The sequence below is a fragment of the Terrisphaera buseokensis genome, assembly GCF_047521145.2.
Taxonomy (GTDB): domain Bacteria; phylum Verrucomicrobiota; class Verrucomicrobiia; order Opitutales; family Opitutaceae; genus ER46.
In genome coordinates, this window is the sequence record NZ_CM134186.1 from 2,481,522 (window position 1) to 2,502,904 (window position 21,383).

Here is a 21,383-nt window from a genome sequence, read left to right on the forward strand (position 1 = left end):
CGCGCTCACCGTGATGAACTTCGTCAAGCGGCGCGTTGGGGCCAACGCGCCCTACCTCAATCGACGCTCTCTCAGGGCTTCGGCGGCGGCGTCGCGGCGGCGCGGATTCGCGCGAGGCCTTCCTTGGCGCGGAGTTCGTCCGGCTTGAGCCGCAGCGCCGTTTCGTATTCGGCCATTGCCTCGGCCATCTGGCCGCTGCGCTCGAGTGCCAGGGCCAGATTCGAACGGGCTTCGACGTAGGTCGGCACGAGTTTGAGCGCGGCCCGGTACTGCTCGATGGCTTCGGGAATTTTTCCGGTCTGAAAAAACGCGCTAGCGAGATTGTTGCGCGCGTTGATCGACGTCGGGTTGATGGCCAGGACGTGCTGATAGAGCGGAATGGCGCGTGCGGGATCGCCCTTCCGATAGTAAAGGCTGCCGAGGTTCAGCAGGGCGTCGGCATAGTCCGGCTTGAATTTCACCGCGGATTCCAGCGCGCTGACCGCGCGATCAAGCTGGGTCGTTTGCAGATAGGCGTTGGCCAGGTAGAAATGAGCCAGCGCGAAATCCGGCTTAAGCCGGACCGCGGTTTCGCCGTGCGCGATGGCTTGATCGGGCTGACCAGCGAGCAGCAGCGACGGGATGAGATTGCAGTGAGCCTCCACCATCTCCGGCTGCAGCTTGAGCGCCGTCCGCAGATGGGTGATGCCTTCCGCCACCTTGCCGGTCTGCACCAGCGCCATGCCGAGATTGTTGTGGGCGAGGGCGAAGTCCGGCTTCAGGCGCAGCGCCGCGCGGCAGGGATCAATCGCCTCGGCGGGCCGGCCGCGGTCGATCAGCAGGCTGCCGACGTTGTTGAGACTTTCCGCCGAGGTCGGATCGAGGGTGAGCGCGGACTGGAATTGAGCGAGAGCCGCTTCGGCGTTGCCCGCGTTCTTCAGCGCGGCGCCGAGATTGACGCGGGCGCGCGCGTTCTGCGGCACCTTGGCGACCGTGTCCGACCAGATGGAAAGCTCGCTGCGAAAGTCCGTGTTGCGCGCCGCCGACGTGAGCGCGAGGGCGATCGCCGCAGCGGTGGTGGCGACAATGGAGGCGCGACCCGCCCAGCGGTACAGCGCCACCACGGCGAGCGTGACCGGAGCGGCGAGGGACAGATATAACCGGTGTTCGGATACGGTTTGGCTGACCAGCGGCACGACGCTCGAACTGGGAGCGAGAATCGCGAAAAACCAGAACGCGAGAAAGCCCGGCACCGGTTTGCGCCACAGCGCGTAGAACGTTGCGCCGACCAGCGCCGCCAGCACGATGATCTGCAGCCACACCTGCGCCGGATCGGTGATCACATCCACGCCGTAAAACACCACGAGTGGATTCGGCCACACGGTCAGCTTGAGATACATGATGATGGCCTCGCACTGTTTCAGCGCGTAGGACCACCAGGTGACGCCCACTCCGAAACCAGCGACGCTGCCGCGAGTGCCGCCGCCGCCGGCCACGAGATATGCCAGCAGCAGCCAGCTGGCCATCAGTCCGAGATGAATTCCTCGACGCTGCCGCCACGCCGCGGCGAACGAACCGGCCACGAATGTGCGATCGTACAGCAGCACCAGCAGCGGCGCTGAAACCATGACTTCCTTGCTGGCCATGCCGAGAAAGCAGCTGACGACGGCCAGGGCGCTCCAGAGGTTCGAGGGTGTTTCGACGATGCGGATGAAGCAGTAGAGCGTAAGCAGGTAGAACAAGCCCACGAGCAGCTCGGTGCGTTGGATGACGCACGTTACCGATTCCGTCTGGAGCGGGTGCAACACCCAGAGCAGCGCACTGACAAACGCCAGCGGGAGCGCCGCCGTCGCCAGAGTGGTGGTCGCAGCCGCGCTGGCGAGGGTGCGACGCACGCAGCCAAACAGCGCGAGGCCGGCGGCGGCGTGGAAAAAAATATTGGCGAGGTGATAACCCGTGACGCTTTTTCCGCCGAGGGCGTAGTTGATTGCGAGGCTCAGATTGACGATCGGCCGGCCAGATGCGCCGCTGCCATCGCCCGGCGTCGAGAGCACGCGGCCGAGGTCGCCGAGATCGCGAATCGATGGGTTTTCCAGCACGGCAATCGGATCGTCGAAAAAGAACGGGACGTTCCGACTGTTCCAATAGGTCGCGAACGCGGCCAGGACGAGAGCGGCGCCTCCGAGCCAGATTCGCCCGGAAGAGACCGCGCGGGCAGGTGAGGTGGTGTCGCCCGAAATAAGCATCCGGCAGGATGAGAGGAGCGCCGGCCACGCGAAAAGCTCCAAGTCCGCCGGCACTTGCAGTTCGCGCTAATGTTTCGTCTCGGCCTTCCCTGCCGCGGCGGTTGCCGGTTGATCGCCCTCGCCCAATTTGCGGCGGAAGAGCGCAAGCGCGAAGCCGTAGCAGGCCAGGGCCAGTTCGGGATCGTAGCGGTAACCTTCGTCGCGGAGGAACGCGTGGGCGCCGTTGAACTCGTGCCAGGTGAAATGCGTGCCGGCGGCGTTGAGGGCGGCGTGAATCTTCTGCCGGCCCTCGAGCGGGACATGCGGATCCTGGCGGCCCCAGATCATCAGCAGTTCACCCGCGATTTCGGGGATGCGATCGAGCGAGTCATCATTCATCCCGCGGCCGAGGCCCCGTTTGTGGATGTCGGTTGCGTAGAAACACGTCGCCGCCAGCACGTCCCGGTTCATCGCCGCGCGAAACGCGAGGTGTCCGCCGATGCAGATCCCGATGACGCCCAGCCGGCCCGTGCACTGGTCGTGGCTTTTCAGATACGCGAGCACGGCGCGCGCGTCGTCGTCGTAGGCCCGCAGCTCCTTGGTGGTCTTGAGCGCGTTCCCGCGATCCGCTCCCGCCTGATCATAGGCGAGGACGGTGCCGGCGGGCTCGAATTCATGGTAGATTTCCGGCACGGCGACGATGAAGCCGTGGCCGGCGAGCAGGGCTGCCGTGCGCCGAATCGGTCCGGTGACCTGGAAGATCTCCGAGAACAGCAGCAGACCTGGATACCGCCCTGGCGCCGACGGGCGGAAGACGTATGTCTGCATCGGCCCCGTCGGCGTGGAAAGGACAACGGTCTCGGTTTCGCGGAGGGTCATGGGAAGGAGAGTTCCGAAGGGCGGGGGCTGCGACTTACTTCTTCTTTTCGTCCCAGCCGCGCGCCTTCTCGATGCGATCGAGGGCGGCGATGGGCGCGAAGGAAGCCGGGACGACGTTGAACTTGGCGAGGTACTTGAACGCGCGGTTCACGGATTGAATCTCGCCCTTGCGTTTCTCCTGCTGATCGGTGGCGAGCGCGCTGGTTTCCGCGACATAGCGCGCGGCCATCGTCTCGACGGCGCTGGTGGCGGCCGGCTCCTTCTCGTAGACGAGCGATTCAGCCAGGCGCAGCATCTCGGCGGTCGGGGTGGCCTTCAACGCGGCCGCTTCGCGGCGGAGACCGGCGGCGATCTCCTTGCGCTTAGCGGTCGTCGCTTCGGCGGTCAGCACGCCGTCGGTTCCGCCTTCAATCGCGCGCGGCGGCAGCTCGCGGTACCAGATGTTGCGGAAGCGAACGGGATTCCCGTGGTCCTGCAGCTTGAGCGGTCCCTTCTCGGGAAACGGCCGGGACACGGATCGTTTCATGTGGCCGCCGGGGCCCTCGAGCGGTGTGTGATCCTGCATGAGGACGCCGTTGCAGAAAACTGTGAGGTAGCCGGGATCGATCAGCTTGCCGTTCTGGTAAATGGGGCGGCGGAAGATGATGTCGATCGACTGGAACTCGCCGGGCGGATGGAGCGCGTTGGCGAGCGGCGGATTGATGCCGTAGACCGATGCCGCGAAGCCGTCCGCGTAGGTCGGGTTGTTGTAGTTGTCGAGGACCTGGACCTCGGCGAGTCCCATCAGAAAAATGCCGCTGTTGCCGCGACCCTGGCTGTCGCCCTGCACCTGCTTCGGCGCGGCCCACTCGACGTGGAGCTGGATGTCGCCAAACTGCGACTTGGTGCGGATGTATCCGGATTTCGGTACACACTCCATCGCGCCGTCCTTCACCACCCATTTCGTCGGCGGCGCGGGCACTTCCTTCACATCAGACTCCCACTGGGCCAGCGACTCCGCCGTGCCGTCGAAGAGCACGATCGCATCGGACGGCGGCTTGCCGGGCTTGTCGGCGGTGCTGTAGGTGCCGGGCTCCACGCGCTTCGGCTGCGGCCGGTTGCGATCGTGGATTGCCCAAGGGTGGTGCTGATCGGGCGGGTCGCCGTAGAAGGGACTGCCGGTGGAGACCGCGCTGCTGCCGGGCGCGGCCAGAAAGAGCAGGGGCGAAACGGTGAGGGCGAGGGTGCGAATGTTCATGACGTCCATCGGGGCGATAAGGGGTGCCTTCGCAGGGCGAAAGCCGTTCGCGTGCATCCAAGCGGACGTGGCCACCGGGGAAAGGGAAAACGGAGCGCGCGCGTCACGTGCCGGGGAGGGAGCCGCGCGACGGCCTCCTGGCTATTTCGGCAGACGGACGGTGAAACGCGCGCCGCCGCCGGGCGCGTCGTCGACGGTGATCGTGCCACCGTGGGCTTCCACGATGGCCTTCACCATGCTCAACCCGAGGCCGAGCCCGCGCTGGGAGCGGCTGGCGTCGCCGCGGTAAAGCCGGCGGAAAATGGCTTCGCGCTCGGCCAGCGGAACGCCCGGACCGTTGTCGCTGACGGTCACCATGACCGCCGTGGCTTCGTCGCGCGTCGCCAGCGTCACGCGGCCGCCGACGGGTGTGTACTTCAGGGCGTTGTCGAGGAGGTTGTTGACGGCCTGGCCGAGGCGGATCGCGTCGGCGGAAAGTTCGGCGGCCGCGGGCTGTTCGAGCGCGACCTGAATCCGCTTTTCCTCGGCGACTTCGCGGTAGAGATCGGCGGCGCGCTCCGTGAGCGTGCGCACGTCGATCATGTCGCGGTTGAGTTTCAGCGCGCCGGCTTCGGCGGCAGAGATGTCGAGCAGCGTTTCGAGCAGGTGGAGGACGCGGTCCGATTCGTTGACGCAGTCGGCGAGGGCGGCGCGGGCTTCGGCCGGGTCGCCGGCGTCCTGCATGGCGAGTTCGGCCGTGCCGCGCAGGCGCGTCAGCGGCGTGCGCAGATCGTGGGCGAGATTGTCGAGCGTCTCGCGCAGCACGCGCACGTGGGTCGCATTCTTGTCGAGCAGGGTGTTGAGCTGACGGACCAGCACGGCGAGTTCGCCGGTGCCGCCGGGGCCGGCGACGCGCGCGGAGCTGTCCCCCGTCTCGATGATGCGTTGCGCGGTGTCCGACACGGCCCGCAATGGCCGCGTCGCGCGCCACGCCAGCAGCGTGCCGACCGCGACGGAAAGGATCAGCGCGGCGCCACCCACGGCGGCAAAGGCACCGCGTAACGGCAAAAGCAATACCGCGCGGCTGTCGAGCAGCCGGCCGACCTGCAGCTGCCAGCCGTTGGTCCACTGCCGCGTGGCGATGGTGTAGTCGCGCAGCGCGTTCTGCGGCAGGCGCAGCGTCTGGATCTCGCGCGTGACGGTGAGGTCGCCGACGGGGATTTGCTGAATCTGGGTTTCGATCCAGTCGGCGGGCCACTTCTGGTAAACGGCGCTGCCGTCGGGCCGCATCAGCCGCACGAAGAACGCGCTGGCGTTGGGCGAGGAGTTGTTGTCCACGCGGGCCCGCAGTGCGGCGATGTTGCCCCGCTCGAAGGCCTCGGAAAACTCCTCGGTCTGGCGGATCAGCGCGGCGCGTTCGCGGGTGTCGAGGGCGTCGGCGAGCAGCCAGTAAAGGACGCCGAAGAGCAGCGCCGCGCCGACGGCGAAAACGAGCGCGTATTGAAACGCGAGCCGCAGCGCGAGGGACTGGCGCAGGCGCCTAAGCATGGCCGTGGGGGCGGAAGATGTAGCCGACGCCGCGCACGGTTTCGATGCGCTTGTGGTCCGGATCGATCTTGGCGCGGAGGCGCGACATCACCACGTCGACGACGTTCGTCTGCGGATCAAAACTGTAGTCCCACACGTGCTCGAGGATCATCGTCTTGCTCACCGGGCGGCCCACGTGACGCAAAAGAAAAGCGAGCAGCGAAAACTCGCGCGGCTGCAGTTCCACCGGCTGGCCGGCACAGGTGATTTCACGCGTCACCAGATCGAGCGTGACGTCGCCGGCGGTCAGCCGGGTCGTTTCCGGCGATGAGGTCGCGCGGCGGATCAACGCCTGCACCCGCGCGACGAGTTCGGAAAATGCGAACGGCTTCGTGAGGTAGTCATCGCCTCCCGCCTGCAGTCCGCGCACGCGATCATCGACTGAGCTCTTCGCGCTCAGGAATAATACCGGCGTGGCCTTGCGGGCGGCGCGCAGGCGTTTGACGAGGCTGATGCCGTCGAGCTGCGGCAACATCACGTCCACAATCGCCGCGTCGTAGTCCGTCGAGTCCGCGAGCGCGAGACCGGTCTCGCCGTCCGGAGCGTGGTCCACGGCGTAGCCGGCCTGCTTCAGGCCGCGCACGACGAACGACGCAATTTTGGCATCATCTTCGACGACGAGGACGCGCATAGACGGGCAAAGGGTCGAGGGTGATGCGGCGAGGGTCGAGGAGTTTGTGAAGTGCCACGGATAACGCCGAACCCGGCTCAGCGGCGGCGGCAAAAATACACCCCGGTTGCGTGAAGCAACCGGGGTGACCACCTGTCACAACTAACTTCGCTGTACCCAAAGTTATTCCGAGGCGTTCTTGCTGGCGTCGGTTTCGTCGACGACCACGAAGCTGGTGCTGCCGCGGGAGAAGAGGCGCAGGAGTGTCTTCTTCCCCTCGGCCTTGAGGCTGAGGTCGACGGCGTCCTGGGCCGACGTCACGGGCTGCTTGTTGATCTCGAGAATCACGTCTCCGGCGCGGAGACCGGCCTTCGCGGCGGGCGAAGCGGGATCGACGTTCGTGATGACGGCGCCCTTCAGGCGGGCCGGCAGGTTCAGCTGCGAGCGCATCTGCGGGGCGAGGTCGTCGACGTGCACGCCGTTGAGCACGCCCTCGTCGTTCTTCGCGAGTTCCTCCGGGTCGGCGTTGCGGCCGTTGCGATGGCCGCGGGCGACATTGCCCGGACGTTCGGCGGCGGTGAGCGTGAGCTCCTCGGGCTTGCCGTCGCGGATGATGTCGAGCGTGAGCTTCGTGCCCGGCGAGACGGCGCCGACGCTGAACGTGAGCCGATTCGAATCTTCAATCGGCTGGCCGTTGACCGCGGTGATCACGTCGCCGTTCTTGAGTCCGCCCTTGGCCGCCGGGCTGTCCGGTTGCACGTCCGCGACGAGCGCACCCTTGCGCGCCTTGAGTCCGAGCGATTCGGCGAGCGTGGGCGTGATGTCCTGCGCGCCGACACCGAGGTAGCCGCGTACGACTTTTCCGTTCTTCACGAGGCCGTCGGCGACCTGACTGACGAGATTCGCAGGGACCGCGAGACCGACGCCCTGGAAGCCGCCGGTGCGGCTGAGGATCGCGGTGTTGATGCCGATGAGGCGGCCTTCGACGTCGACGAGTGCGCCACCGGAGTTACCCGGATTGATCGCGGCGTCGGTCTGGACGAAGTCCTCGTAATCAAGGCCGAGGCCTGGACGGCGGCCCTTGGCGCTGACGATGCCGGTCGTCACCGTTTCGCCGATACCGAAGGGGTTGCCGATGGCGAGCACGCGGTCACCGACTTCAATCTTGCCGGAGTCGGCAAACGTGATCGCGGGTAGGTCGGTGGCGTCCACCTTGATGACGGCGATGTCGGTCTGCGGGTCGCGCCCCACGACGCGGGCCTTGAGCTCGCGGCCGTCGTCGAGGGCGACGATGACCTCGTCGGCGCCTTGAACCACGTGATTGTTGGTGGCGATGAAGCCGTCGGCGCTGATGATGACGCCCGAGCCGAGACCGCTCTGCGGCGGCTGCTGGACTTCCGGCACCTGACCGCCGAAGAACTGGCGGAAGACCGGATTGTCGAAGCCGGGGAACTGGTTCGGATTCGCGGCGACCTTGCGGGCCTTCGTGCTCGTGGTGATTTTCACCACGCTCGGGGCGACGCGTTTGACGACGCTCGAGAAGCTTCCGGTTTCGAGCGGGCCGCGGTTGACGGGTTCGGAGTCGCGTTTGACGTTGACCGCGGGTTTCGCGGGGGTGCCGGCAGATTGCGCGCCGGCGGCGAACGCGCCCGCGAGAGCGAGTGCGCCTGCAGCCCAGAGGGCCTTCCGGCGGTTAAAGAGAGAGTGTGAAGAGGAAGTGAAGGTGTTCATGGTTGCTTTCGATGCCGGTGAAGATGCCACACCGTTGTGTCGGGGACCTTTCGCGGGCATTACAGAATTGTAAGGTTTGCACCGGGATTGGAATTGGGTGGTCGGGCGGCGAACCGGGGATTCCTTGGTCCTGAGCACGGCTTCCCATGGTGAAACCCTTTCTCCTTTTCTTCGTTGCGTTGTTGCTGGGCGACGCGATGGCCGCCCCCGCGCCGGCTCTGAAACCGCCGCTGCAGCGGACGATGCTCGGCGTGCAGAATGGCTGCTTCGTCGAGACCGTCGCGTTTCTGGATCAGTGGAACGAGGTCCGCGGGCCGGACGCGTGGGCGCGCCTGTTGCAATGGGGCGCGCGGGCCGACGAGGAAGTCGTGATGGGGCACGCGGTCGCGATCTGCGAATCAGCCGGGGTGCTGTGGTGCTGGGATGTCAATTACGGCTGGACCCGCCTGCCGATGGACGCGGCGCAGCGTGAGAATGTGGATACGGTCGCGGCGCCGGTGTTGCGGCGGTATCCGAAAGTCCAGGCGCGCTACCCGACGTACCGGGCCGATTTTCCGCAGACGCCCACGGCGTCCCCGCCGGTGGCGCAGCCGGCGCAGGCCAACGCGTCGCTGCGCGACGCCAGCATCGTGGGCGCGCAACTTGCCAAGCGAAGGCCGGTGAACGTCGTGCGCTTCACACACGGCGCGGGCGAGGAGAAGACCGAGAGCGCGGCGGTCGTATTCGTGTTTCATGGACGTTACTGCGTCTACTCGCCCGAGATGGGCACTGTGCCGTTCCGCGTGCGCGGCGATGTCGCGAACTTGCGGCTGATTCAGGATCTGCTCCGCCGGGCGTTTCCGGGGGCGGGGAACGTGCGGAAGCTGTGAGCTGAACTCTGCGGCTCAGGGACCTTGCGCTTCACCGCGGAGAGCGCGGGTTGGGCGAAAGGTGCGACGATAGATTCCCTTCGGGGTGAAATCGATCGCGGTTTGCGTTCGACGCGTGACCGGGCGTGGTGGCGAGCGTGAGCGACTGGCCCAGCTGCCACTCGCTGGCGCTCGTAGCCACGGGTGCGCGCGCGACACCGGGGCAAAAAAAGAGGCCGGTCGCAGGACCGGCCTCGGGAGGGAAGGGAATATTAACGCGAACTCAGCGCATTCTGGCGAACGTCGCCTGCAGCAGGGCTAGGTCGGGGGCGTTCTTGGTTTTCTCGCGCGCCGCTTTGACGAGGCCCGCCTCGAGGTCGTTCTTCGTCGGCCGCTTGTTGTTCTCGTAGAAAACACCGAACGCGCCGGGCCAGGCCTGCGAGGCCAGCTTGAACGCCGCGACCTCGTCCGTGGTATCGTGACGATTGGCATCCTCGGCGGAGCCGTCGTTCTTCTTCTCATCGATCAACGTGAACGTCCCGCCCTTGCGCGGCACGGCGGCGTCGAACGCGCCTTCGTAGAACTCGACGCACTCGGACAGGATTTCGACGACCGAGAAGCCCTTGTGCTTCGCGGCGCGGAGCATCATGTCGACCATGTGGTTCACCTGCGTCGCGTGGCTGCGGGCCACGAAGGTGGCGCCGCTGTTGAGCAGCGTGCGCATGGGATTGATCGGTTGATCGATCGCGCCGGTGGGATCGGTCTTCGTCTTGAAGCCGATGGGCGAGGTCGGGGACGTTTGTTTCTTCGTCAGACCGTAGACCGAGTTGTCCATGATCACGTACGTCAGGTTGACGTTCTTGCGGGCCGTGTGGACGAGGTGATTGCCGCCGATCGAGAAGCCGTCGCCGTCACCGCCGAAGACGAAGACGTGGAGGTCGTCGCCGCCGAGGCTGATGCCGGCGGAGAACGGCAGGGAGCGGCCGTGGATGAAGTGGCCGCCGTGCGTGTTGACGAAATACGGGAAGCGCGACGAACAGCCGATGCCGGCGAACGTCACGATCTTCTCGTGCGGGTACTGGAGTTTCTCCAGCACCCGGTAGAACGAGGCCAGGACGGCGAAATCGCCGCAGCCGGGGCACCACGTCGGATGATCGGCGGTGAGAATTTTCTTCGTGAGCGGAGCGCCGGCCGGAGGCGGCGGAGTGGCTACAGCGGAAGCAGAGGACATGGGGTGAGAGGCGAGCGTTGAGAGAGGCGGGTGGAGTGGTGAGCGAACGAGTGACGACCGGTCGGGCCGGTCGCCGATTCGTCCGGTCGTGGTCAGGTGCGGGCGAGGGCGCTCTGGCGCGCGGTGCCGAGCGTGGCTTCGAGCGATGTGCTTTCGATGTGCTTGGCGACGCCGCTGACGATTTCGCTCACCTTGAAGGTGAGGCCGTCGGTCTTGGTGACGCTGACGATGTTCGGATTCGCGTAGCGGGCCCGGAGCATCATCGTGAACTGGCCGAAGCCGTAGAGGCCTTCGTCGTTGATTTCGGCGACCACGATCTTGTGGTAGCGGGCAAACGTCGCCTCGAGCCCGTTGGGCAGCGGATGGACGTGGCGGATGTGCATGTGGCCGGCCTTGACGCCGGCATTGCGGACGCGCGTGAGCGCCTCGCGGGCCGGACCCCAAGTGGAGCCCCAGGTGACAATCAACACTTCGCCGGCGCTGTCGCCCATGAGCTCGGGCGCGGGCAGGGAGGCGGCGAGTTGCTTGATCTTGTCGCGACGCTTGGCCGTCATCTGCGTGTGCAGTTTGGGACTGCCGGTCGGATGGCCGAGTTCGTCGTGCTCGAGGCCCGTGACCGTCGGATACTTGCCGCTTGCGATCTTGGAGCCGGCCGGAGCGTGCTGCGTGATGCGATCGAGCGGATACGGTTTGAAGTCGGTGCCGCGCTCGGAGTGATCCGGCGTGGGATTCACCATGAGCTTCGCGAGATCGGGTTCATCGAACGCCTCGATGCGGCTTGAGAGCGCCATGTCGGTGAGAATGAACACCGGTGTGGAATACTCGCGGGCGATGCGAGCCGCCTCGATGGCGATGTAGAAACAGTCCTCGACGTTCTTCGGGGCGAGGATGACGCGCGGAGTGTCACCGTGGCTGCCGTAGATCGCCTGCATCAAATCGCTCTGCTCGACGTTGGTCGGCATGCCCGTGGACGGGCCGCCGCGCTGCACGTTGACCACGATCAGGGGCATTTCCGCCATGACCGCCCAGCCGAGTGCCTCCATTTTCAACGAGAGGCCGGGACCGGAACTGCCGGTGATGGCGAGGCGGCCCGTGTAGGAGAAGCCGAGGGCGGTCGAGATCGCGGCGATCTCGTCTTCGCACTGCACGAAGAGGCCGTTGTATTTCGGAAACTCGGCGCGCAGCGTCTCCATGATGGAGGACCACGGCGTGATCGGGTAACCGGCACCGTGACGCACCCCGGCGGCGATCAGGCCGTAGGCGACGGCCATGTTGCCGTCCATCGTGACCTGAGGCCGGCCGCTCGGGGCCACGCGCCCGTCGGCGACGTCGGCGGCTTCGAAGCGGAAAAAGAGATCGCGCAGATTGTTCTGCGGCCAGCCGTACCCGGCGTCGAAGGCGAGCATCGCGTTGCGGACGACGTCCTCGTTCTTCCCACCGAAGCGCTCCTTGATCAATGCGCCGAGCTTGCCGACATCGAGGTCGAAGATGCGCGCAATCAGGCCGAGGACGTAGATGTTCTTGCCCTTGTCCTTTGACGTGCCGCCGACGGCCTCGACGGTGCCGGTGGTAATCGGAACCGGGACGTTCGTGAAGCGGTTGTCGTCGGCGTTGGGTTTGACGTGATCGGTGTCGTAAATGAGCACGCCGCCCGGCCGCAGGGAGTTGATGTGGGCGTCGTAGCTATGCTGGTAGAACACCACGAGCATGTCAGCGCGGTCGCCGGAGGAGAGGATCTCGCCGGTGCCCATGCGCACTTGGAAAATCGACGGTCCGCCCGAAATGGTCGACGGAATCGTCATGTAGGTCATCACATCCTGGTCACTGCGACCGGCGAGCCGGGCGAGGAAGCCACCGATGGACTGAATTCCGTCCTGCGAATTGCCCGCAAGGCGAATGACGACGTCGTGAATGGGACGGGCGGTGCCAGCGGAACTCGCGGCGCCTCCCGGGGTTTCGGGGGTGTTTGGGCTGACCATGAGAAGAGGGGAGAAGGTGGCCGTTGCCGGCGGCGAGTCAACGAGCGCTGGCCGTCGGTTTGGGCTTGATAAGAGATTAGTTGTGCGGAGCGAGAAGGGCAGAAGGACCGATAATGCAGTTGTCGACCCGCGCAACCGTGCGCTTAAGCCCGGATCGACACGAGTCCCAAGTGTCCGCACATCGCCGGGTTAGTCGCGCGGGCTGTGAAGGCGTTCAATCGTAGAACAGCACGCACACGCAGGAGGGAACGGCCGCCGTGGCCGGCATGCGGGTGAGACGGCCGCTCTGCGGGTCGACGCGAAAAACCGTGATGACGGGCGTGTCCTGGTGTCCGCAGACCAGCCAGCGGCCATCTGGCGACAGGGCGAAATTCCGCGGCGTCCGGCCGCCCGAGGGCACTGTTTCCACCGGCATGAGCCGGCCGGAGGCCGAATCGACGCCAAAGACGGCGATGCTGTCGTGACCGCGATTCGAGCCGTAAAGGAAGCGGCCGTTCGGATGTACGCGCACCTCGGCGGTCGTGCTCGCGCCTTTGAAATCAGCGGGTAACGTGGTCACCGTTTGCCGCACCGTGAGCGCCCCCCGGGTCGCCTCGTAGTCGAACACGGTGATCGTGCTGTCGAGTTCGTTGATCACGTAGCCGTGCCGGCCGTCGGTGCCGAACTTGAAGTGCCGCGGTCCGCTGGCCGGCGCGGTCGCGACGAAGGGCGGCGACGCTGGCGCGAGCCGGGCGTTCGCGGTGTCGAGGGCGTAAGAGTAAACGCGATCGAGACCGAGGTCGGCCACGATGACAAAGCGGTTGTCCGGCGACAGCGTGACGGAGTGGACGTGCGGTTTCTCCTGCCGGGTGGGATGCGGGCCGCGACCTTCATGCCGCATCAGGTGCGGTTCGCCCAGGCTGCCATCCGGCCGGAGCGGAATCGCGGCGACAAAGCCGTCGCGGTAATTGGCGGCGAGCAACACGCGGCCGGTGGCGTCGATTGCGAGATGGCTGGGCGGATTGACGGCGGTCGCCGTTGCGGGAGTCGCTGCGTTGGGGAGCGGAGTCAGGGTCGCCTTCGTCGGACTGACGGAAAATCCCCGCGCTTGGGTCGGAATCGCGTGAATGGCATAGAGCCGCGTCCGATCTGGCGTCAGGGTGATCCAGGCGGGATCGACGGCCGCGGCGACGAGTTCAGGCGCGGAAAGCGCGCCGGTCTCGCGGTCGAGTTGCACGGCATAGATGCCCTCGCTGGGGCCGTTGCGCGTGTAAGTGCCGAGATAGATGCGGTGGGAGGACGCCATGGCAAAAGAAAGACCGGTGGAGACCAGCAGGCCGACGCCGAGTGCCCGGCGGAGGTGCCGACGCATGCTCTCGGGACGGGCGCGGGCGCTCACGGCGAGGCCGGCCGGGGAAACGGTGAGGCCGAATGGGCGAACGACGCCGGTGCCGGCACGGGCTTGCCGTCGAGCGCTTCGCGGAAATGCCGCCGGCAGGTCGCGACGTAACGCTCGTTGCCGCCGATTTCCACTTGCGCGCCTTCGGTTGCGGCCCGGCCTTGCTGGTCGAGCCGGAGATTCATCGTGGCCTTGCGTCCGCAGAAACAGATCGTCTTGAGCTCGATCAGATCGTCGGCGATGCCGAGCAGCGTTGCGCTCCCGGGAAAGAGTTTGCCCTGAAAGTCCGTGCGCAGCCCGTAGCAGAGAATGGGAATGTCGAGGACGTCGGCGACCTCCGCCAGCTGCCAGACCTGATCCGGAGTGAGAAACTGCACTTCGTCGAGCAGCACGCAGGCGACCGGTTGGGCGGCGTGTTCCAGGCTCACGCGGGCGAAAATGTTGTCGGATCCGACGAGCGAGATCGCGCCCGAGCGAAGGCCGATGCGCGATTCGATGCGGCCGGTCCCGTAACGCGTGTCGATCGAGGGCGTGAAGAGCAGCGTGCGCATCCCGCGCTCCCGGTAATTATGGCTGGATTGCAGCAGCACCGTGCTTTTGCCGGCGTTCATTGCTGCGTAGTAGAAGTAGACCTTGGCCATGGACTCCGCGGACCATGACAACGGTTCGGCAAAAATCGAGACCGCCGTGCGTCGTTCGGGCGGCGCGGGCGTTTTTGTTTGCCTCGGCTTGGCGCGGACCGCGAACGTGAAACCCGTGTCCCACCCCGCACGTGTCATCCTGCTGCTGTTGCTCGTCGCGGTTTCATTCCTGAGGGCGACGGCTGCAAATGTCGGCACTCCCTCCGCCATTCAGCGCAGCCAGTGGAACGGTTTTGAGCGGCTCGATTTCACCGTTGCCGGCCGGCCGTGCATTCTCGTGCTACCGGCCACGGCGCCAGCCGGTCCCGCGAAGCCATGGATCTGGCGCACGGAATTCTTCGGGCACGAACCGCAGGTCGACGTCGCGCTGCTCCAGCGCGGCTGGCACGTCGCCTACATGGATGCGAAAAACATGTACGGCGGGCCGAAGGCGATGAGTCTCTTCGGCCAGTTCTACGCTCATCTCGTCGTTCACTTCGGACTCGCGAAACGCGTCGTGCTCGAGGGCTTCAGTCGCGGCGGGTTGTACGCGTTCAACTTCGCCGCCACGCATCCGACGCGCGTGGCCGGCCTTTATCTCGACGCTCCGGTCCTCGATATTCGCAGCTGGCCGGGGAGGAAGCCGGAGTCGAAGGAGTGGGCGGACTGCCTCGCGGCCTACGGCCTGACCGAGGAAACGCTCCCGGGCTTTCGCGGCAATCCGCTCGATCGCGTGATGGCGGTCGCGAAGGCCGGCGTGCCCGTGATCGCCGTTTGCGGCGCGGCGGATACGACCGTGCCGGTGGCCGAGAACACCGCGATTCTGGAGCAACGCTTCCGCGAGCTTGGCGGCACGATCGAGGTGATTCTCAAGCCGGGCGTCGAACACCACCCGCACAGCCTCGTCGATCCCACGCCGGTCGTGGACTTTCTGATCCGGCATGCGAAATTCTGATACCAATCGCTCCTTGCTTTTGGACTTTTGGATCGTTCGTGGCTACGAGCGCCAGCGAGTGGCCGTTCGGCCACTCGCTGGCGCTCGTAGCCACGGCTAAAGTCCAAAGGCAAAGGGCGATTGGTATGAGGCCTCGGGCGGGCCTGTGCCGGTGAAAGGTGAAGGTTGAAAGACCGGGCACGAGACCTCGCTGCAGCGCGTGGCTTCAACCTACAACGTTCAACTGGATTATCCCACCGATCGCTGCCTTCAGGTCGCTTCGTTCTCGTGCGTGCGTTCGGGTAACCACCACGAGGAGATTGCGGCGGCGGCGGCGATCGCGCTCACGCAGAGCAGCGCGTTGCGGAAATCATCGACGGGTGCGACCAGCCCAAAAACGATCGACGCGACCGCGGCCGCGATCCGACCGATGTTGTAGCAGAAGCCGGCGCCGGTGGTGCGGATAAGCGTCGGAAACAGCGGCGGCAGATACATCGTAAAAAGTCCGAAGACGCCCCCGAAGAAACCTCCGACCGGCAACCAGAACCAGGCCAGCGCCCCGAAGCCGCGGGGCACGATGTAAGACGCGAAAATTCCGCCGGCGAGGCCGATGAACATGATGACAATCGCGCGACGGTTGCCGAGTCGCCGGGCGAGCCACGCGGCGCCGAAGTTGCCGAGGACGGACGCGGCGTTGAACGCGAAAAAGGCGGCTGAGACCAGCGCCGTGACCTCGGCGGCCGGGGTGTGGGCATCGGCGAGCACTTTGCGCAAATGCTGGGTTTGCCAGAAGAGAAACAGCCACCACGCGGAGAGCCCCAGGGCGCACACGAGCGTGGTGCGGAGTGTGGTGGAGAGCACCTCGCCGCGAAACAGCGCGAGCGCGCCGGGCTTTTTTTTCACCGTATGGCCGGCCTGCTCCCACGTCGCCGGTTCCGGCACATGTTTGCGAATCCAGAACACGAGCAGGGCCGGAAGCACGCCAATGAGAAACACCCAGCGCTCCGAACCGGCGGGCATGTAGGTCATGAGCAGCCCGACGAACACGGCCCCGCCGAGTACCCCGACATTGACGCCGGTCTGAAGGACCGCGGCCATCCACGGACGCCACGCCTTGGGCCAGGTCTCGCTCAGAAGCGACGCGCCGACCGCCCACTCGCCGCCGATTCCGAGTGCGGCGACGAAACGGAAAATCATCAACTGCCACCAGGTTTCCGCAAAACTACAGAGACCGGTGCAAAGCGCGTAGGTGATGATGGTGAGGGTCAACGCGCGGCTGCGGCCGAGGAGATCCCCGATGCGTCCGAAGAACGCGCCACCCAACGCCCACCCGATGAGGAACGCCGCCTGGATGTAGGCCTTCTTTTCGTTGACCGCGGGATTCGAGGCGTCGGTCGTATGCAGTAACTGCATGACCAGCGGCCCGGCAACGAGCGTGTAGAGGTGCAGTTCCAGTCCGTCGAAGGTCCAGCCCAGCCAGGCGGCGATGCCGGACTTCCACTGCAGCGGAGAAAGCTCACTGAGACGGGTGGCTTCACGGGCGGGAGCCGCGGGCGCAACGTTGGGCTGAGACATGGGGTGTCGGGAGTGCGACACGCGCCCTACGTTCGCTCAAGCGCAGAATCGATCCGCCGTGGCGGGAGAATCTATTTCAAGGCCGCACAGACCTTGTGCCGCGGGCAGGTCACGAGGTGGTCGTTCACCATGCCGCTCGCCTGCATGAAGGCATAGCAAATCGTCGTGCCCACAAATTTGAAACCGCGCTGCAGCAGATCGCGGCTCAGCGCGTCGCTCTCCGGTGAATGCGTCGGCACGTCCTGCATCTTCCGGCGGCGATTCACGATCGGCTTTCCGCCGACGAAACTCCACAGATGGCGGTCGAAGCTGCCGACTTCCTCCTGCACGCGCAGCACCGCCTGGGCGTTGGCGATCGTGGCGGCGACTTTGAGCCGGTTACGCACGATGCCGGGGTTTGCCAGCAGCGCTGCGACCTTGGCGGCCTTGTAGCGCGCCACCTTGGCGACATCGAACTGGTCAAACGCCAGCCGGTACGTTTCGCGTTTCGCCAAGACGATCGACCAGCTGAGGCCGGCCTGCGCACCCTCGAGCGTCAGCAGTTCGAACAGGGCGCGGTCATCATGGAGTGGAACGCCCCATTCGGCGTCGTGATAGGCGATATCGAGATCCTTCTGTGGCCAGGGGCAGCGGGCTGAGGTGGTCATTGCAGGTGAACGCTAGCGGAATGATCTGACAGCGGTGTGTCAGCAGCACTCGCATCATGGAAAATAAAAAAGGCGCGGGTTTGAAACCCGCGCCTCTCTGGACCTGGCAAGCCTTGCCCGGATCAGCGTGCGCTGGACGCCGACCGCGCGTTCTGCGGCGTAATGCCGAAAAATTCCACGATGTGCCCGACATCCGCATAGCCGCGGGCGCGCAATTTTTCCTGCACCGCTTCAATCGTGCGCCGCAATTCCTCGGCCGTGGCGGCATCGAGCTCCTCCACGCGATTCGTCGTCTTGCACACCACGTGATAGCGCGTCGGCTGGCCGAGATTGATTTCGTAGAGTGCGGTGCCGTTGTGGAAAAACGCCCGCCGCACGAGGCCGATCTCCTCGAAGGCCGCCATGCAGCGGTAAACGGTGACGAGATCGCAGTTGGCGACGCCCACGTCCTCGTGGATCTGCTCGATGCTCGTGGGCTGCTCGCGCTTGTTCAACGCGGCGAGAATCGCGAGACGCGGTTGCGTGATCCGCAAACCGGCGGCGCGTAACTTGGTCGTCGCGAGCTCGACCGCGGAGGGGGAGCGCTGGGGCCGACTGTTGCCTGACAGGGGGTGGTTTGTCTGGGTCGAGGCGATCATTTTTACAGCATTGTGACAATGCCTAGGGGAATCTTCCAGATAATTACCGGGTAGCAATACTACGCATTTTCGGCCGTTACGGAGCGGGGTTGCAGGACGCTGCGCGGTGTGCCAACGTCCGCCTCGGCTCTCATGCAAACTCCGGATTTCAACGAGATCGTAACGCTTATCTGCAAGGAAGACCCTCGCTTTGACCGCAAGGCGTACGATTTCGTCCGGCTGGGCTTGGATCATACGGTGAAGGAGTTGCGGAAAAAGAACGCGGTGCGGGCGGAAAAGTCGCGTCATGTCACCGGGCCCGAACTGCTGGAAGGCTTGAAGGTGTACGCGCTTGATCAGTTCGGTCCGCTTGCGAAGACCGTGCTCGATGCCTGGGGCATCCGGCGCTGCCGCGATTTCGGCGACATCGTTTTCAACCTGATCGAGTACAATGTCTTCTCGAAGACGGAAAACGATCGGCGCGAGGACTTCTCGGACATCTTTGATTTCGACGATGCGTTCGTGAAACCCTTCCAGCCGGCGCGCCGGCCGCGCGGTGCTTCCGCGGCGGAGGCGTTTGGCGCCGCTTGATTTCTCGCCGCGCGCCGTGATTCGCTGGGCCTTGCGCCGGCGGATCGGCTGCGCCGTCTCCCTTCTCCATGCCAAAATCGTATTCCGCCTCCGGTGATCTGGGACTGCTCGATGCCTTCTGGCGCGAGCCTGTCGAACGCGTGGTGCTGCCGAACGGTCTCACGTTGATCATGAAGCGCGATACGTCGGCTGCGCTGGCGTCAGTCCAGGTGTGGGTCAAGACCGGCAGCGTGCATGAAGGCGAGCACCTCGGCGCGGGACTCTCGCACTACGTGGAGCACATGCTCTTCAAGGGCACGGAGCGTCGGGCCGGGCGCGAAATCAGCGCGACGGTGCAGGCGCACGGCGGCTACATCAACGCGTACACGACCTTTGATCGCACGGTCTATTACATCGATCTGCCGAGCGAACACACCGGCGTCGCGCTCGATCTGCTGGCCGACGCCGTCCTGCATTCGACCTTGCCCGCGGATGAAGCCGCGAAGGAGAAGGACGTCATCCTGCGCGAGATCGCGATGACCAAGGACGATCCGGACAACCGCCTCTGGGACGCGGTCTTTGCCGCGGCGTTTCGCGAGCATCCGTATCGCCAGCCGATCATCGGGCACCGTGACATTTTTTCCACCGTCACGCGCGAGGATCTGAACGGCTACTACCGTGCGCGGTATGTGCCGAACAACCTGGTCGTGGTCGTCGTCGGCGACATCGATCTCACGGCCACGCGGGCGCTGGTGGAGCAGCATTTCGGCAGCGCGCCGCGCGTGCGCCTGGCTCCGGTGCTGGTTCCGGCCGAGCCGCCACAGCTCGCGCCGCGCACGGAGCAGCGCTTCGAGGACATCGAGCTGACGCGTGCCGTCATGGCCTGGCCGATACCGGGACTCGCGCACGCCGATGCGCCCGTGCTCGATTTGCTCGCAATGGTGCTCGGGCACGGCGACAGCTCGGTGCTGTGGCAGGAAGTCCGCGAGAAGGCGGGCCTCGTCCACACGATCGATGCGTCGGCCTGGAATCCGGGCTCGACGGGTTTGTTCTGTATTTCGTTTTCGTGCGACGCGGACAAGCGCGTGGCGGCCGAAGCGGCGATTCGCCGCACCTTGCTGGCGTGCGCGCAGCGCGGTTTCACCGCGGCGCAGCTCCGGAAGGCGATGCGCCAGCTCGTGGTCGGCGAGATCAACTCCCGAAAGACGATGAGCGGACAGGCCTCGCGACTCGGCGTGGCCGAGGTGGTCGTGGGCGATCTCGATCACAGCCGGACGTTCTTCGCGCATCTGCAGGCCGTGACGCCCGTGGAGGTGCGCCAGGCGCTCACCACGTATCTCGCCGCCGAGCGGCTGACGGCGGTGTCGCTCAATCCCACTGCGGCCGCGATCGCGCCCGTGGCGTCGGCGTCCACTTCGAGCAGCCAGTCTGATTTTTCCGAAGTGCGCCTGCCGAATGGCGTGCGTCTGCTGCTGCAGCCCGATCACCGGCTGCCCAATGTGCACCTCCGTTTTCTGATGCAGGGTGGCGCGCTGTTTGAAGACGCGGCCAAGCGCGGCGCGACGGCGTTGCTGGCGACAATGCTGACGAAGGACACGCGCCGGCGGACGGCGGCGGCAGTGGCGCAGTACATCGAGGAGATCGGCGGTTCGTTCTATCCGTTCTCGGGCAACAACAGTCTTGGTCTCGGAGCAGAGGTGCTCCCGCCGGACATCGATCGGGCCATCGCGCTGATGGCCGATGCCGTCCTCGCGCCGACCTTCAAGGCGGCGACGTTCAAGTTGGAACGCGATGCGCAGGTCGCGTCGTTGCAGCAGGACGATGACGACGTCGTCACGCTTGCCCGCAAGCGCCTCCGTGAAAAATTCTTTGGCGCGCATCCGCTGGCGCTCGATCCCCACGGCGATCAAGCCGGGGTGAAGGCGCTGACGCCGGCCGATCTCGCAGCGTTGCACCGCCGCCTCTGCGTGGGGTCGAACGTCGTGCTGGCCGTCGCGGGCGATTTTGATCCGCGCAAGCTCACGGCGAAATTGAAGCGGTTCCTGGCGCGGATTCCCAAGGCGAAGACGGCGGCGGCGCGCTGGGAAACGGACTCTCCGAGTGCGCTGCCGGCGACCGCCGGGGACTTCGTTGAAACCCAGCCGCGCGAGCAGGCCGTCGTGTTGCAGGGCTTTCCCGGACCGCGGGTCAACTCGAGCGATTTCTACGCCAGCGAAGTGATCGACGAGTTGTTCAGCGGGATGGCGTCGCGCCTGTTCGAGCGCGTGCGCGAGGAAAAGGGGCTCGCTTACTTTGTGCGTTCTGGGCGCGTGACCGGACTCGATGCCGGCATGTTTTACTTTGTGGCCGGTACCCAACCCGGACGCGAGGGCGAGGTGCTGGCGGAAATCGATGCGGAGATCGCGCGCGTGCAGGCTGGAGCGGTGGAACCGGCGGAATTGACGCGCTGCCAGACCCGGCTCAAGGCGGCCCGGCGGCAGAGCCTGCAGACCAATTCGTCCCGCGCGATGCAGGCCGGACTCAATGCGTTGCAGGGCCAGCCGGTGAACGATTGGAAAAACTACGACGCCCACATTGATGCCGTGACGCTGGCCGAGGTGACCGAATTTGCGCGCCGACGCCTGGCCCGCGCACTGCGGACCCAGTTGGTGGTGAGGCCATAACACCTGCGCCGGCGGGCGTATCCAGAATCCGGACGACGCCCTGCCGCCCGGGCGGGCTGACCACGCCGGCTGCGCGTGTATGCAAAGTATTTGA

17 protein-coding genes are annotated in these 21,383 nt (G+C 65.6%); 4 read left to right on the plus strand and 13 right to left on the minus strand.

The window, feature by feature from the left end; all coding sequences use genetic code 11:
- Positions 1-71: 71 nt before the first annotated feature.
- The 6 genes from ACLJEU_RS09025 to ACLJEU_RS09050 form a co-directional block, all read right to left on the minus strand.
- Positions 72-2,225, minus strand: coding sequence for a tetratricopeptide repeat protein (locus tag ACLJEU_RS09025; RefSeq protein ID WP_414662280.1), 2,154 nt, complete (start codon positions 2,223-2,225; stop codon positions 72-74).
- Positions 2,226-2,291: 66 nt separating this feature from the next.
- Positions 2,292-3,083: a dienelactone hydrolase family protein gene (locus ACLJEU_RS09030; protein ID WP_414662281.1), complete on the minus strand. Its 792-nt coding sequence runs from the start codon at positions 3,081-3,083 to the stop codon at positions 2,292-2,294.
- 34 nt (positions 3,084-3,117) lie between these two features.
- A complete protein-coding gene (locus tag ACLJEU_RS09035; protein ID WP_414662282.1) occupies positions 3,118-4,395 on the minus strand; it encodes a 3-keto-disaccharide hydrolase in 1,278 nt (425 codons plus the stop codon).
- A 66-nt stretch (positions 4,396-4,461) separates the two neighbouring features.
- Positions 4,462-5,847 (minus strand): HAMP domain-containing sensor histidine kinase, encoded by a 1,386-nt coding sequence (locus ACLJEU_RS09040; protein WP_414662283.1) that lies wholly within the window; start codon positions 5,845-5,847, stop codon positions 4,462-4,464.
- Complete coding sequence (locus tag ACLJEU_RS09045) at positions 5,840-6,517, minus strand: response regulator transcription factor (protein ID WP_414662284.1); 678 nt, start codon at positions 6,515-6,517, stop codon at positions 5,840-5,842. The genes ACLJEU_RS09040 and ACLJEU_RS09045 overlap by 8 nt, the downstream gene beginning before the upstream one ends.
- Before the next feature lie 162 nt (positions 6,518-6,679).
- Positions 6,680-8,227 carry a DegQ family serine endoprotease gene (locus ACLJEU_RS09050; protein ID WP_414662285.1) on the minus strand — a complete coding sequence of 516 codons (1,548 nt, stop codon included), beginning with the start codon at positions 8,225-8,227 and terminating at the stop codon, positions 6,680-6,682.
- A gap of 146 nt (positions 8,228-8,373) precedes the next feature.
- On the opposite strand from ACLJEU_RS09050, the gene ACLJEU_RS09055 reads away from it, so the two are divergent.
- On the plus strand, positions 8,374-9,096 hold the full coding sequence (locus ACLJEU_RS09055; RefSeq protein ID WP_414662286.1) for a hypothetical protein: 723 nt from the start codon (positions 8,374-8,376) through the stop codon (positions 9,094-9,096).
- A 262-nt stretch (positions 9,097-9,358) separates the two neighbouring features.
- Here ACLJEU_RS09055 and ACLJEU_RS09060 read toward each other — a convergent pair whose 3' ends face one another.
- The 4 genes from ACLJEU_RS09060 to ACLJEU_RS09075 form a co-directional block, all read right to left on the minus strand.
- Positions 9,359-10,306: a thiamine pyrophosphate-dependent enzyme gene (locus ACLJEU_RS09060; protein ID WP_414662287.1), complete on the minus strand. Its 948-nt coding sequence runs from the start codon at positions 10,304-10,306 to the stop codon at positions 9,359-9,361.
- 92 nt (positions 10,307-10,398) lie between these two features.
- A complete protein-coding gene (locus ACLJEU_RS09065; RefSeq protein WP_414662288.1) occupies positions 10,399-12,285 on the minus strand; it encodes a 2-oxoacid:acceptor oxidoreductase subunit alpha in 1,887 nt (628 codons plus the stop codon).
- 214 nt (positions 12,286-12,499) lie between these two features.
- Positions 12,500-13,570 (minus strand): lactonase family protein, encoded by a 1,071-nt coding sequence (locus tag ACLJEU_RS09070; protein ID WP_414662289.1) that lies wholly within the window; start codon positions 13,568-13,570, stop codon positions 12,500-12,502.
- Positions 13,571-13,659: 89 nt separating this feature from the next.
- Positions 13,660-14,304 carry a thymidine kinase gene (locus ACLJEU_RS09075; protein WP_414662290.1) on the minus strand — a complete coding sequence of 215 codons (645 nt, stop codon included), beginning with the start codon at positions 14,302-14,304 and terminating at the stop codon, positions 13,660-13,662.
- 115 nt (positions 14,305-14,419) lie between these two features.
- Between ACLJEU_RS09075 and ACLJEU_RS09080 the strand changes: the two genes are divergently transcribed.
- Positions 14,420-15,238, plus strand: a complete 819-nt coding sequence (locus ACLJEU_RS09080; protein WP_414662291.1) for an alpha/beta hydrolase family protein — start codon at positions 14,420-14,422, stop codon at positions 15,236-15,238.
- Between the two features lie 249 nt (positions 15,239-15,487).
- Here the strand turns inward: ACLJEU_RS09080 and ACLJEU_RS09085 are convergent, their stop codons facing one another.
- The 3 genes from ACLJEU_RS09085 to ACLJEU_RS09095 all read right to left on the minus strand — a co-directional run bounded on the left by ACLJEU_RS09085 (position 15,488) and on the right by ACLJEU_RS09095 (position 18,077).
- On the minus strand, positions 15,488-16,792 hold the full coding sequence (locus ACLJEU_RS09085) for an MFS transporter (RefSeq protein WP_414662292.1): 1,305 nt from the start codon (positions 16,790-16,792) through the stop codon (positions 15,488-15,490).
- A gap of 71 nt (positions 16,793-16,863) precedes the next feature.
- Positions 16,864-17,439 carry a DNA-3-methyladenine glycosylase I gene (locus ACLJEU_RS09090; protein WP_414662293.1) on the minus strand — a complete coding sequence of 192 codons (576 nt, stop codon included), beginning with the start codon at positions 17,437-17,439 and terminating at the stop codon, positions 16,864-16,866.
- A gap of 122 nt (positions 17,440-17,561) precedes the next feature.
- Positions 17,562-18,077 (minus strand): Fur family transcriptional regulator, encoded by a 516-nt coding sequence (locus tag ACLJEU_RS09095; protein WP_414662294.1) that lies wholly within the window; start codon positions 18,075-18,077, stop codon positions 17,562-17,564.
- A gap of 132 nt (positions 18,078-18,209) precedes the next feature.
- Here ACLJEU_RS09095 and ACLJEU_RS09100 point away from each other — a divergent pair, with 132 nt between their 5' ends.
- A complete protein-coding gene (locus ACLJEU_RS09100) occupies positions 18,210-18,647 on the plus strand; it encodes a Minf_1886 family protein (RefSeq protein ID WP_414662295.1) in 438 nt (145 codons plus the stop codon).
- Positions 18,648-18,715: 68 nt separating this feature from the next.
- Positions 18,716-21,289 carry a M16 family metallopeptidase gene (locus ACLJEU_RS09105; protein ID WP_414662296.1) on the plus strand — a complete coding sequence of 858 codons (2,574 nt, stop codon included), beginning with the start codon at positions 18,716-18,718 and terminating at the stop codon, positions 21,287-21,289.
- The last annotated feature ends 94 nt before the right edge of the window (positions 21,290-21,383 follow it).

Coding starts and splice junctions, on each gene's coding strand:
- ACLJEU_RS09025 (WP_414662280.1), bottom strand. CDS start 2,225: ATGCTTATTTCGGGCGACACCACCTCACCTGCCCGCGCGGTCTCTTCC.
- ACLJEU_RS09030 (WP_414662281.1), bottom strand. CDS start 3,083: ATGACCCTCCGCGAAACCGAGACCGTTGTCCTTTCCACGCCGACGGGG.
- ACLJEU_RS09040 (WP_414662283.1), bottom strand. CDS start 5,847: ATGCTTAGGCGCCTGCGCCAGTCCCTCGCGCTGCGGCTCGCGTTTCAA.
- ACLJEU_RS09045 (WP_414662284.1), bottom strand. CDS start 6,517: ATGCGCGTCCTCGTCGTCGAAGATGATGCCAAAATTGCGTCGTTCGTC.
- ACLJEU_RS09050 (WP_414662285.1), bottom strand. CDS start 8,227: ATGAACACCTTCACTTCCTCTTCACACTCTCTCTTTAACCGCCGGAAG.
- ACLJEU_RS09055 (WP_414662286.1), top strand. CDS start 8,374: ATGGTGAAACCCTTTCTCCTTTTCTTCGTTGCGTTGTTGCTGGGCGAC.
- ACLJEU_RS09060 (WP_414662287.1), bottom strand. CDS start 10,306: ATGTCCTCTGCTTCCGCTGTAGCCACTCCGCCGCCTCCGGCCGGCGCT.
- ACLJEU_RS09065 (WP_414662288.1), bottom strand. CDS start 12,285: ATGGTCAGCCCAAACACCCCCGAAACCCCGGGAGGCGCCGCGAGTTCC.
- ACLJEU_RS09070 (WP_414662289.1), bottom strand. CDS start 13,570: ATGGCGTCCTCCCACCGCATCTATCTCGGCACTTACACGCGCAACGGC.
- ACLJEU_RS09075 (WP_414662290.1), bottom strand. CDS start 14,304: ATGGCCAAGGTCTACTTCTACTACGCAGCAATGAACGCCGGCAAAAGC.
- ACLJEU_RS09085 (WP_414662292.1), bottom strand. CDS start 16,792: ATGTCTCAGCCCAACGTTGCGCCCGCGGCTCCCGCCCGTGAAGCCACC.
- ACLJEU_RS09090 (WP_414662293.1), bottom strand. CDS start 17,439: ATGACCACCTCAGCCCGCTGCCCCTGGCCACAGAAGGATCTCGATATC.
- ACLJEU_RS09095 (WP_414662294.1), bottom strand. CDS start 18,077: ATGATCGCCTCGACCCAGACAAACCACCCCCTGTCAGGCAACAGTCGG.
- ACLJEU_RS09100 (WP_414662295.1), top strand. CDS start 18,210: ATGCAAACTCCGGATTTCAACGAGATCGTAACGCTTATCTGCAAGGAA.
- ACLJEU_RS09105 (WP_414662296.1), top strand. CDS start 18,716: ATGCCAAAATCGTATTCCGCCTCCGGTGATCTGGGACTGCTCGATGCC.